The sequence below is a fragment of the Quyinboa sediminis genome (genome assembly GCF_042219855.1).
Taxonomy (GTDB): domain Bacteria; phylum Bacteroidota; class Bacteroidia; order Bacteroidales; family UBA5342; genus JBHJHP01.
On record NZ_JBHJHP010000001.1, the window covers coordinates 1,073,938 to 1,085,507 of the forward strand.

Here is an 11,570-nt window from a genome sequence, read left to right on the forward strand (position 1 = left end):
ACTTATATAGCTGTATTTCAACCACATATACTCAGTGCTTAATTTTTAAACACATGTTTATTTATTAAACACCTTAATTTTATTTAATTGATTTACTACTACTTACAACGAAGACAATAGAAGAATTACGGGCATAAACCTTATATTTACGGATCAGCTACTGGCATTTAATGCACAATACATTAAAAACTGGCCTTAGGTTCGGATACAGTCAGGGTTAAACAGGGGCAAAAAAAAACCGGCATTTCTGCCGGTTTTATATTTTGGGTATCGAAAGTTTTACCAGGCCTCCACAATTCCCATAAAATCTTCCACTTTAAGTGAAGCTCCACCAATTAAGCCTCCATCCACATCAGGATTGGCAAATAGTTCAGGAGCATTTGAGGCTTTACAGCTGCCTCCGTAAAGTATTGATGTTTCTTCAGCAACCTCGGCACCAAATTGCTCAACAATTGCATCACGGATGGCCTTATGCATTTCCTGAGCCTGATCAGATGACGCAGTTTTACCGGTTCCGATAGCCCAGATTGGTTCGTAAGCCAGTATCAGTTTTTTAAAATCTTCAGCAGAAAGTTTGAATACGGTCTCTTTTAGCTGGTTAATAACGTATTCATTCTGAGTACCTGCTTCACGGATATCCAGGGCCTCTCCACAGCAGTAGATAGGTGTTAATCCGTTCTCAAGAGCAAGGGCAACTTTATCATTCAGGATGGCGCTGGTTTCACCATAGTATTCACGACGCTCACTGTGACCTAATATCACATAACCCGCACCTGTTGATTTTACCATTTCTGCAGATACTTCACCCGTGAAGGCACCACTTGCTTTATCTGCACAGTTCTGAGCACCAATCCCCACAACTGACGTATCCACAGCTTCCACAGCGGATGCAAGGTGAATGAAGGGCGTACAGATAACCACATCGCAATTAACCTTTTTTCCTGTTAAAACTTCATTAAGTGCTTTTGCTGTTTCCACTCCTTCAGCAAGCGACTTGTTCATTTTCCAGTTTCCTGCAACTACTTTTTTTCTCATGATTATTTTATAATTAATATTTCCTGTCCAGATTTGTATACACCAAAATGATGATGAAAAAAATGAGCCCCAAAGTTAATACATTATATCTATTATTCACCATCCTTTGTTTGCTTAAGGTGTACTCCAGTACATTGAAAAAACCGGCATTAATTTCAGTTCTTTTCAGGTTAAATTTCCCAACAATCGTTCCCTCCTTCAGAACAAAAATACCCGGATTTGCTCTGATCATACTTTTCAATAAAACATCATCCGCCTGGTAGATAGGGATATCAGATCCCAGCATATATGTAAATTTCTGGTTCTCAACTGCCGTTGCCGAACTGATGACAAAAACGGTGTAAGACTTTTCTTTACCAAGTTCATAGGCAAGTCTTATTTTCTCCAGATCCTTTTCTCTGACGGATCTGAAATCGCGGCATATAATCATGAACTGATAATCATTATTTAATATGATATCGGGTCCGATATCCTCACCCTCACTGTTCAGCACATTAAAACTTTTAATGGGCGGTTCATAGCCTTTACTAACCAGTTCATTCTCAGCATCCACAAATTGCCAGGTACTATCCTGCCAGGGATAATCATCCTCTGAAAAACCAACAACCTTTCCATCTTTCCTGTAGTAAAGTGTTGTTTTATATACATCATCCGGTGCCCACTCAGGCTTTGTCATGCTGTTATATATGTTGACGCCCAGCTTATAAGGCCTGAAATCAATGATGGGCAGCGTAACCAGGCTGTATGTTGATATGCCAAGAGAAAAAAGAATAAAATACACCCACAGCAAACGCTGTGTCCTCACTTTAAAGTACTGGTTAGAAAAATGCTCATTATTGAGTACGAGAAAAACACTCAGCAACAACAAAATAAGATTTTTGTAAAAGGTTGTCCAGTTATCCAGCTTAATGGCATCGCCAAAACAACCACAATCCGTCACAGGATTGGTAATGGCTGAAATCAGGGTCAAACCGGTAAAATAAAGAATAAACCCGCCGAGAACCCAGGTTGTAAACTTTTTCAGAATATTAAAGAGTAAAGCAAAGCCTATGGCAAATTCCAGTGCAGGGATAATAAACGCAAGCGCTGTTGCCAGCGGATTTAAAAAATCCACATTAAAAGCTTCAAAATAATCAATGAATTTATATGCAGAACCGAGCGGATCAACCGCCTTTACAAATCCTGAAAAAACAAATACCAGACCGACAATAATCCGGAAGATTAAATCTGTTATTCTTCTGTATATCATATTTCGTTTTCTCCAAATTCCAGTTTGACCAAAGCAAATACCGAATAATTAAGCATATCAAGGTAATTGGCATCAATGCCTTCAGAAATAAGTGTTGCTCCTGCGTTATTTTCTATCTGCTTGGTTCTGTAAAGCTTCTGAAGAATAAGATCAGTATAGGAACTGATCCGCATGCTGCGCCATGCTTCATCGTAATCGTGATTCTTTTTCATCATAAGCGCTTTGGCTTCCGCTGCCCTCTCATCATATAGCTTCAGTGCTGATTCCTCATTTAAATCGGCATGATCAGCATAACCTTTATCCAGTTGTACCAAACCCATAATGGCATAGTTGACTATAGCTATAAATTCTTCCTTTATGCCCTCTCCTACTTTGCTGTATCCCTTTGTTTCGAGCGTTCTGATACGATTGGCTTTAATAAATATCTGATCGGTAATAGATACCGGCCGCAGAATTCGCCATGCAGTGCCGTAGTCCCTTGTTTTCTTTTGAAAAATATCTCTGCACAAAGCTATTACGTGATCAAACTGTTTTTCGGTTTTGCTCATGCCTGGTTTTTTATAAAGCTGTAAAAATACAAAAAAACAGATCATTTTAAAATGTTAATAATAGTTAATTTATAGTACTATGTTTTGCAAGGTACTAAATTTATTCGATATCTTTGCTATGCAATTTAAAGGTTATGAAAGGAGAAAATGCAAAAGCACAAATGAGGAAAGGCGTACTTGAGTATTGCATTATGCTCATCCTTGCTAATAAACCGTCCTACACATCAGACATTATTGATGCCTTAAAGCAGTCGAAACTGATTGTGGTGGAAGGTACGTTATACCCTCTTCTCTCGCGTTTAAAGAATACAGGTTTCCTGACTTATTCGTGGAAAGAGTCGACCCAGGGTCCGCCCCGCAAATATTACGAGATCACCTCCAAAGGAGGCAAATTACTTGCCGAACTTGAGACCGGTTGGAATGAACTCTCTGCTGCTGTAGAAAACCTTAAGAAGAATCAAATAAAAAAATAGCAATGAAAAAAACATTAACTATCAATATTGGTGGTGCTGTATTTCATATTAATGATGACGCCTACGAGCTTTTGAAGGGCTACCTTGATAAACTTCATGCTTATTTCGATAAGCAAAGCGATGGCAGTGAAATCATGTCGGATGTTGAAACCCGTATCGCTGAACTTCTGAATGAAAAGATTGTGGAAAGCAACCAGGTTATCACTACAACCATGGTTCATTCTGTTATTGATGTCCTGGGTCAACCTGAAGATTTCACCGAGATGGATGATGATTCCTTTGGCGAAGATTCCAAAGAACAGAACAAGACCTATTCCAATACACGAATGCCGTACAGAAAACCCCACAGAAAGTTTTACAGGGATCCTTCAAATAAGGTGTTTGGTGGAGTCTGTTCAGGATTATCGGTCTATTTCAACATTGATGTTGTAGCCATGCGGATAATTTTCGTCGTCCTGCTGATTGCCACATCATTCAGTTTCGGATTCATCTATCTGGTACTGTGGCTGGCCGTTCCGGAAGCTCTTACAGTCACACAACGTCTTGAGATGCAGGGCGAACCGGTTAACGTGAATAATATTGGCAAAGAATTTAATGACCTTAAAAACAATGCCAAGAACCAGTTCAATAAGTTCCAGGAGAATATGAAAAGTAAATCCACGAACAAACCACCCCGGCCACCGAGACCCCCAAGACCTCCCCGTCCGCCAAGAAGTTACCGGTATGGAAGTGCCTTTGGTGATTTCGTAATAGGTTTTCTTAAGATAATTGCCATTTTTATAGGATCCCTTGTGCTGGTGTCACTGGCCGTAGCGCTGTTTGCTCTCATCGGCTTAGCCTTTGGTGCGGGATTCCCCGAAACCGTGGCTGACATCTGGAACCTGAATCTGCATGCGTTCCCCACGGAGCTGGCCAGAACCAGTGCCACTGCTGCAACCGGACTGATCATTTTGGTTGGTGTTCCAATATTTCTGCTGGCATATTTTATAAGCAAACTGGCCTTCAGGCATCAGGGAAAAACAGGTTGGGTCCTTGTACTTTCTTTCCTGCTGTGGTTTACAGGGTTCATTATGGTTGGATCCTCCTTACTGAAGTTTATTGATGAGAACGGACTACCGGAAGAGTGGCGGGAAGAACTCCGGAATTCAAACATTGATATTAACTCGCATCATGGCAGCCGCGTGGATAACGAGAACTATCCTTTAAATATTGACAGTGACACCCTGTATATTGATTTTTCATATAATGATACCGTAGCTCCACTAAAATATGATGATGACTATACCAAAAACAGTATTTTATATAAAAAACCTGATGTTGCCATTTTGCCTTCCAATGACAGCGAAATGCTTTTATCGGTTTCCAAATATCAGTATAAGTACAACAGTGAAAATATCAGGCTTAACTGGTCACTGGTAGATGACACTTTGCACCTGCCCATAGCATTTACACAGAAAGCTAAATGGAATGATCAGGCAGAAGTTAAAATAAAAGTAAAAATACCCGAAAATAAGGTGGTCTATCTCATTAATGGAAACGGTTTCAGCAATTTCAGAACTGTATCTTTTGATAGTGGATATTATCAACTACAGGATATGCACAGCCAATACTGGGAGATGACCAATAAAGGACTTAAAAAATTATAACGATGAATACAATGGAAATTAAATGCCCCTACTGCGAATATGAAGGCGCTCCAATCGTAGAAGAAAAACTTAAAGTAGAAGCCTGGATTGTTTTTGGCATTCTGTTCTTTGTCTGTACCCCACTTTGCTGGATCCCTTTTGTATCTTCAGGATTTAAAGAGCAGGTCGTTAGATGCCCGAACTGTGGTTTTTATATGGGTTCCCGCTAGTTAATGAAAAGTAATAAACTGACTAAAATACGTAACAGGAGCATCGGTACCGGAATGGTACTGAGTGCCCTGTTTTACCTTTATTATCCTTTTTTATCTTTTCATTCAAAAGAAACCCTTTATCTGGATGGTTGCATCTTTAAATCCGTAACACATCTGCCCTGCCCCGGCTGTGGGTACGACCGTGCCATGAACCAGCTTGTCAGAAATAACTGGAGTGAAGCTTTCCATTATAACGCCCTGTTTCCATTTTTGATTCTGCTCTCACTGTTCATTCTGGTTGCAGGTATAAAAATTACATTGAGCGGTAAATTGTTTTCCATTTCCAAAACGACACTTTACATAATTCTTGGATTGGTCATCGCCTCCTGGATCATGAAATTTATCATGGGTCCCCTCTATTACTAGGGCCTGATCATTAAGCAGAGCTTAGACATGTAAATGTTAAAGTTACCCAAAATTGAACTCTGAATAATGTATTGCGTTTTATACATATATAAAATATTATATATTTGATCTCAAATTATTCTGGAATGGATTTAAAACGCAAGACTACCATCATAACTGTTATACTCATAGGTTTAGGCGCTATAGCCGGATTTGTGTACTGGAAGACCATTGGATGTACATCCGGAAGCTGTCCTATCACATCAAAATGGCATTGGACCACGCTTTACGGGGCATTTTTCGGATATGTGATAGGTGATACCATTAAGGGCTATCTGAAGCGAAAGGAAAAGAAAGCTGAAGAGTGAGGTTGGTGGGGGTGACGGGTTACAGGTGACAGGTGACGGGTGACAGGTGACAGGTGAGAAATGAAGGGTGATCGTTTTTTGAAGCCATGATCATAAAATAAGAGCGGGGATTTCAGTTATCTGATATCCCCGCTTTCATTTAAAATTCTAACAAAATCTTGTGTCTTGATTCTTGTGTCTTGATTCTATAATTAAAACTCTACCATTATCCCCACAGTCGGAAGAATGATCCCACTTGTATTTGGAATCCTGTCAAGAACATACCTGGTTCCATTATCCACCAGTTTAAAGGAACCGTCATCATTCCGTTCACGTATAATGTAATCCTGACCTTCTGATTTAAAATTATATACATTTTGTATATCCACATAAAACATCAGGCTCCATTTATCATAAAAATACTTCTTGTCTACCCTTAAATCCAGTTGATGAAACGGACTGAAACGTTTCTCGTTCAAGCGGGAATAATCAAAGTATGGCTGACCGTTGGCATCCCATGCTTCTCTGAGTGCACTTTTTTCAAGATCATATGGTGTGTAGGGCAAACCGCCCACAAAACGCCATTTAAAACCCGCTGACCAGTTTTTCTTAAATGTCCTTGTCCCCGTCATGGTTAATAAATGCCGGCTGTCCCATGAAGATGGGATCTCCTCACCTGCCGCATCTGTAAATAAGCTTCGTACAAAGGTATAGGATGCGATTAAATTAAAATTCTTCTTGTTGATCCGGTTCAGGAACTCAAAACCTACCGCACGGCCCTTACCTGTTGATTCAACTGGAACTGCACCCGCAACCGAACTGTAATCCGCACCAACATTTGCAAGACTTACGCCCGTAAATTTATCGATAGGGTACTGAAAGTAACCCTTGTAAAATCCCTCGAGAGAGAATAAATAATCCAGACCTATTTTTTGTTCGACACCGGCCACATAATGGTCCACTCCAATATATTTTACTGCAGTGTTGGTCAGTTCATTAGTATTATCTCGGTACCCCAGAGTTGTATAAGCCGGTAATTCATAAAACCGTCCGGCTGAAACGCTGAAACGTGTTTTATCGGTGAGTGCAAACGAAACGGATGCCCTAGGGGAGAACTGAGACAACGGATTCTGCATTGATTTGCTGTATGAGTTTCCATCGGCTCTAAGCCCCAGAGATACAGACGTTCTGATGGACGTAAACTGCCTGGTAAGCTGACCATAAACCCCATATTTAAACAAGTCAATATTCGATTCATAATTTATCTCCTGCAGCGAACCGGCAGTAAAAAACTGTTGCTGGGTTTTATTGTAATAACGGGCATATTCACCACTTATACCATAACTTATCTTCAGATTATTCAAGAGGTAATCCACCTCATACCGGGCTTTATTCTCGGCTTCAAATGAATGATAATCAAAGGTTTTAGGCCTGCTTTCATCGTTTTCAGGAAACTTGTAAAACTCATTGTTCAGCATGTTACGGCTCAGGACAAATGTCCTGTAGCCGTTATCCATAAAGTGTTTCAAGACAAAACCTAATGTATAACTCCACTGATTATTAATCGGTATTTGTGTCAGAATATATTCCTGGGACGGATCCGGGTCCTTAATGCCTGTATTCAGAGTCAGGTTATCCAGAGATCCGATACTGACGACAGTCAGTTCATTTTTTGCATTCAGTTTTGATTTCAGTTTCAGCTGATAATCGTTAAATGTGGGAAGGAACGGCAGTCCTATCGCACTGAACAGAAACTGCAGGTAAGATCGTCTTGCAGAAAAAATGTACGTTGTATTTTCGCCTAGCGGACCATCAATTGTAGCACTTACTTCGCTTGCGCCCAACGTTCCACGGAATTTAAGTTTCTCCGGATTCCCATCGATCTGGGTAAATTCAAATACGCCGCTTAGGGCGTTATAACGGTCCGCCGGAAAAGCACTGGAATAATAATTAACCGTTCCGATAAAGTCTGCATTGATAATACCAACAGGACCACCCGATGCACCTTGTGTGGCAAAATGGTTCAGCACAGGGATCTCTACATCATCAAGATAGAACCGGTTCTCACTGGGGCCACCTCCGCGCACAATCACATCATTTCTGAAAGCCGGTGTTGAGCCCACCCCCGGAAAGGACTGAATCACCCGGGAGATATCGCGGTTACTGCCCGGATTGCTTTCGATCTCCTTTACACCGATTTTCTGCATGGATAACGGCACTTCATCACGCTTTTGAAAAGGGTCTACCTTTACAACCACCTCACTGAGATTGGTGGATGATGCTTTTAATCCGATATCAATATATGAAGTCTTTGCATTGCTCACAGAGATATCACGGCTTACCGTGGTCTGATACCCGACAAATGAGACCTGTAACTTTACAAATCCAGGTTGAACACCGGTAATGGTAAAATTTCCATCCAGATCCGTCGTACTTCCTACCGTTGTCCCCAGGATAACCACATTGGCGAATGGTACAGCGTCGTTATTCGCCTCATCAAACACACGACCTTTGATTACACCATTCTGAGCAATGGCCATTTGCGAAATCAGTACAAGTAAAAAGAGTAAATTTGTCTTCAATAGTTTCATCTGTCAGGCTATTTTATTTTTAATTCAATTCTGTCAAAAATCTTAAGCGCAGTTGTCAAAGTGGATAAATCAGTATACAATTCCCCATCTTCACCGGCATAATGTCCATGACCAATAGGGTTCATGATGTAATACGGCATTGGATTTTTTACATCGACCGTAACTGCATAAATTATGCTGGGTTGTGCACTGCTTTTGTAATCTCTGTTATCAGGATACTTATTATTGGTCCAGAAGCGGTTCCAGTCCCAGGTTTGATTAACCTCAAGCAATACCCGGTATTTTCCATCTTTCGGCATTTGAGACTCTATTGAGAAGTCCCCCTGTGGTGTTGCACCGGTAAACCCGTCAACAAAAGGATGATCTTTTTCAGGAATCATAAATTTTCCATCAATTAATCCCTTCTTAAAACTCCAGTAAGGCAGGGAAGCCGGACGAAATGATTGTCCCGCCTTGTTGCTCCAGGTGGAATCGGTCAGGGCAGCATGTCCGTAAATGCCACTGGCAAAAGATCTGGTTATGAAAATAGTCTTCAGATAATTTCCTTCCATATCCTCCAGCCAAATGACAAATGTGGGATGGTTATGGCCCTCACCCGTTGTTACATTAATTTCAAAAGGTGTCCCATCAACATAGGCATCAATATTGTACACCTTCCGTTCCGATGCGGTTTTTGATGATACACCGCATCCTGCGAGCAGCACTACCAGCACTATCAGGAATATCACATTTATGTTTCTCATATTTTTTGGTTTTTATTTTTATTCATAACAATAATACGAAATTTTTGTTTAATTATTTTCATTTATAGTTAAACATTTTTACAATTATTCTATGCTGATGATATCCGCATCACTCCGTGAATCCTTATTTTTTGTCTCTTAACACTGTGGATTATGTTTTCTCTCCTCGGTTTTATACACTATTTTTGCCTTTTCACGTTAAATACAAAAATGAACCGCTATGCATAAGCTTGTTCAATTCGGTTTTGTGGCTGCACTTTCCTTACTTATATCGTGCAACACATACGGACAGTACGATATTGAAATTAAAACCACCGGATGGAAGGATACAACCATGATACTTGGTTTTTACCAGGGTGAAAACATGCTGGTAGCCGACACCTTTGAAATAGACAAACACGGCAAGGCTGTTATAAAAAGTGACACACTGCTGCCCAAAGGTATCTATACAGCCTATTTTCCCAATAAAACTTTTTTTGACATCCTTTTGGGAGAAGATCAGACGTTTTCCATATCTGTCGACACCGCAGATTTTATTCAGAGTCAGCTTGTAAAAGGCAGTGAAGAAACTGAAGCCTTTGCTGCATATCATAAGTTTATGCAGGATATGCAAAAAAAACGGACCAGCCTTATTACACATTACAGGCCTCTGATACAAAACAAAGATTCTCTGGCTCTGGCAAAAGAAAAGCTTCAGACCTTAAATGACAAAGTAGACGCCAGATGGCATGCAGATTACAATAAATTCAGGGGAAGTTTTTATGGCACCGTCATACATTCATTCATTCCGGTGAAGTATGAACCGGAACAAACACCCCAATACAATGCATTAAGTGATTCGGTAAAGGCTCTAAGACGCTACTTTTTTGAGGCAAATCATTACTTCGACCATACTGATTTAACAGAACCGGGTTTATGGCGCACCTCTTTTTTTGAGGATAAGGTCAGGCACTATCTCGACAAAGTTCTTATTCCGCAACCGGATTCCATTACACCCTATGCATTAAAACTGATAGAGGCTTCCAGACCGGATAAGACGTGCTTTCGTTTTATGGCCTCCACTATATTAAATTTTGCCGTAAAAAGCGATATCATGGGTATGGAGAGTCTGAGTGTGGCAGTAGCCAAACAATATTACCTTAACGGTGATGCGTACTGGGCTGATTCAACACTCCTGAGTAAACTTGGCGAACTTGTGGCAAAAGAGGAACACACGCTCCTGGGCAAAACGGCTCCTGACCTGGTGATGGAAGACTGGCAGGAAGGATTTAAGTCACTTCACCAGGTGGATGCTCCCTACACCATTCTCATCTTTTTTGAACCCAACTGCTCACATTGTAAGGTGATTGTGCCGGAAGTGTATGAAAAAATATGGAAAAAATACGAAGACCAGGGTTTAGCCGTTTATTGTGTATACACCCAGACCAATCGGGATGAATGGGAAAAATTCATTCATGACAAAGGGCTGTATGGATGGATTCATGTCTGGGATCCGCATAACCAGACAAACTTCAGGTATTACTACGATGTTACGGTTACGCCCAGGATATTCCTTCTGGACAAAGACAAAAAAATAATCGGAAAAAAACTTGGAGTAGAGACACTTGACTTAATGCTGGACAGGTTGTACAAGAATGGTAAATTATAAGAGAGGATGAGATTTTTTTTGTTAATTGCTTTACTTACCGTTACGGTTTCTACATTAAATGCACAGAATAAAAAGGAGGACTATAAAAAACTTAAGCTTGGGCTGGTTGCATCTCCACAGGTTTCCTGGTTGAAATCAGATTATTCCAAAGTGCTGAATGAAGGTGCTGTTCCCGGCATGTCGTATGGGCTTATGGCGGATTTCTTTTTCGACAGGAACTATGCTATATCTGTTTCTGTGCTCCGAAGTCACACCGGGGGAAAACTCAGGTATACCACCGGAACAAATCCCCAAATGAATATCGATCATAACTATGTCACGATACAGGATGGTGAATTGATCCGTTATAATTTAACCTATATTGAATTACCTGTGGGTCTTAAACTCAAAACAAAGCTTTTTCGCCGCTTAGGCTATTACGGCCAGTTAGGCCTGACCCCGATGATCAACACGAAGGCTTATACCGGGGACGATCTGGCTCTGATCAATGAGATTCAGATTGGTGACATCGGGTTTCACTTTGGCGGTGGCATAGAATATTCATTAGGCGGGGACACATACCTTCACGCCGCCATTTTTTATACCAACGGTCTCATAGATATCACAACTAATGATGATATTAGTGATAAAACTAATTTAAACTCTGTAAATTTGCGGCTCGGAATCAACTTTTAAAATCTTGAGTCTTGATTCC

Annotated in this window: 12 protein-coding genes; 7 read left to right on the plus strand and 5 right to left on the minus strand. The window is 40.6% G+C overall.

The window, feature by feature from the left end:
• Positions 1 to 279 precede the first annotated feature (279 nt).
• From tpiA to ACE1EF_RS04525, 3 genes are read right to left on the minus strand one after another with little or no spacing between them, the layout of a single operon-like run.
• Positions 280 to 1,035, minus strand: a complete 756-nt coding sequence (gene tpiA / locus ACE1EF_RS04515) for a triose-phosphate isomerase (protein ID WP_375719428.1) — start codon at positions 1,033 to 1,035, stop codon at positions 280 to 282.
• Between the two features lie 13 nt (positions 1,036 to 1,048).
• Positions 1,049 to 2,284 carry a BT_3928 family protein gene (locus tag ACE1EF_RS04520; RefSeq protein ID WP_375719429.1) on the minus strand — a complete coding sequence of 412 codons (1,236 nt, stop codon included), beginning with the start codon at positions 2,282 to 2,284 and terminating at the stop codon, positions 1,049 to 1,051.
• Positions 2,281 to 2,832 (minus strand): DUF1599 domain-containing protein, encoded by a 552-nt coding sequence (locus ACE1EF_RS04525; RefSeq protein WP_375719430.1) that lies wholly within the window; start codon positions 2,830 to 2,832, stop codon positions 2,281 to 2,283. Before ACE1EF_RS04525 ends, ACE1EF_RS04520 begins: the two co-directional genes overlap by 4 nt.
• 161 nt (positions 2,833 to 2,993) lie before the next feature.
• Between ACE1EF_RS04525 and ACE1EF_RS04530 the strand changes: the two genes are divergently transcribed.
• From ACE1EF_RS04530 to ACE1EF_RS04550, 5 genes are all read left to right on the plus strand, one after another.
• A complete protein-coding gene (locus ACE1EF_RS04530) occupies positions 2,994 to 3,305 on the plus strand; it encodes a PadR family transcriptional regulator (protein WP_375719431.1) in 312 nt (103 codons plus the stop codon).
• Positions 3,306 to 3,307: 2 nt separating this feature from the next.
• Positions 3,308 to 4,951 carry a PspC domain-containing protein gene (locus ACE1EF_RS04535; RefSeq protein WP_375719432.1) on the plus strand — a complete coding sequence of 548 codons (1,644 nt, stop codon included), beginning with the start codon at positions 3,308 to 3,310 and terminating at the stop codon, positions 4,949 to 4,951.
• 2 nt (positions 4,952 to 4,953) lie between these two features.
• Complete coding sequence (locus tag ACE1EF_RS04540) at positions 4,954 to 5,160, plus strand: LITAF-like zinc ribbon domain-containing protein (protein WP_375719433.1); 207 nt, start codon at positions 4,954 to 4,956, stop codon at positions 5,158 to 5,160.
• Positions 5,161 to 5,163: 3 nt separating this feature from the next.
• A complete protein-coding gene (locus ACE1EF_RS04545) occupies positions 5,164 to 5,568 on the plus strand; it encodes a DUF2752 domain-containing protein (RefSeq protein WP_375719434.1) in 405 nt (134 codons plus the stop codon).
• 125 nt (positions 5,569 to 5,693) lie between these two features.
• Positions 5,694 to 5,915, plus strand: a complete 222-nt coding sequence (locus ACE1EF_RS04550) for a DUF6132 family protein (RefSeq protein ID WP_375719435.1) — start codon at positions 5,694 to 5,696, stop codon at positions 5,913 to 5,915.
• Between the two features lie 191 nt (positions 5,916 to 6,106).
• Here ACE1EF_RS04550 and ACE1EF_RS04555 read toward each other — a convergent pair whose 3' ends face one another.
• Together ACE1EF_RS04555 and ACE1EF_RS04560 are read right to left on the minus strand one after the other, a co-directional pair.
• A complete protein-coding gene (locus ACE1EF_RS04555; RefSeq protein ID WP_375719436.1) occupies positions 6,107 to 8,485 on the minus strand; it encodes a TonB-dependent receptor in 2,379 nt (792 codons plus the stop codon).
• Positions 8,486 to 8,493: 8 nt separating this feature from the next.
• Entirely contained in the window at positions 8,494 to 9,228 is a 735-nt protein-coding gene (locus tag ACE1EF_RS04560; RefSeq protein ID WP_375719437.1) for a hypothetical protein, read from the minus strand.
• A gap of 220 nt (positions 9,229 to 9,448) precedes the next feature.
• Between ACE1EF_RS04560 and ACE1EF_RS04565 the strand changes: the two genes are divergently transcribed.
• The gene (locus ACE1EF_RS04565; protein ID WP_375719438.1) at positions 9,449 to 10,876 is read left to right on the plus strand and encodes a TlpA family protein disulfide reductase; all 1,428 of its coding nucleotides are present in this window, start codon (positions 9,449 to 9,451) and stop codon (positions 10,874 to 10,876) included.
• Positions 10,877 to 10,882: 6 nt separating this feature from the next.
• Entirely contained in the window at positions 10,883 to 11,551 is a 669-nt protein-coding gene (locus ACE1EF_RS04570) for a porin family protein (protein WP_375719439.1), read from the plus strand.
• The last annotated feature ends 19 nt before the right edge of the window (positions 11,552 to 11,570 follow it).

Coding starts and splice junctions, on each gene's coding strand:
- ACE1EF_RS04540 (WP_375719433.1), top strand. CDS start 4,954: ATGAATACAATGGAAATTAAATGCCCCTACTGCGAATATGAAGGCGCT.
- ACE1EF_RS04550 (WP_375719435.1), top strand. CDS start 5,694: ATGGATTTAAAACGCAAGACTACCATCATAACTGTTATACTCATAGGT.
- ACE1EF_RS04545 (WP_375719434.1), top strand. CDS start 5,164: ATGAAAAGTAATAAACTGACTAAAATACGTAACAGGAGCATCGGTACC.
- ACE1EF_RS04530 (WP_375719431.1), top strand. CDS start 2,994: ATGAGGAAAGGCGTACTTGAGTATTGCATTATGCTCATCCTTGCTAAT.
- ACE1EF_RS04535 (WP_375719432.1), top strand. CDS start 3,308: ATGAAAAAAACATTAACTATCAATATTGGTGGTGCTGTATTTCATATT.
- tpiA (WP_375719428.1), bottom strand. CDS start 1,035: ATGAGAAAAAAAGTAGTTGCAGGAAACTGGAAAATGAACAAGTCGCTT.
- ACE1EF_RS04565 (WP_375719438.1), top strand. CDS start 9,449: ATGCATAAGCTTGTTCAATTCGGTTTTGTGGCTGCACTTTCCTTACTT.
- ACE1EF_RS04525 (WP_375719430.1), bottom strand. CDS start 2,832: ATGAGCAAAACCGAAAAACAGTTTGATCACGTAATAGCTTTGTGCAGA.
- ACE1EF_RS04570 (WP_375719439.1), top strand. CDS start 10,883: ATGAGATTTTTTTTGTTAATTGCTTTACTTACCGTTACGGTTTCTACA.
- ACE1EF_RS04520 (WP_375719429.1), bottom strand. CDS start 2,284: ATGATATACAGAAGAATAACAGATTTAATCTTCCGGATTATTGTCGGT.
- ACE1EF_RS04560 (WP_375719437.1), bottom strand. CDS start 9,228: ATGAGAAACATAAATGTGATATTCCTGATAGTGCTGGTAGTGCTGCTC.
- ACE1EF_RS04555 (WP_375719436.1), bottom strand. CDS start 8,485: ATGAAACTATTGAAGACAAATTTACTCTTTTTACTTGTACTGATTTCG.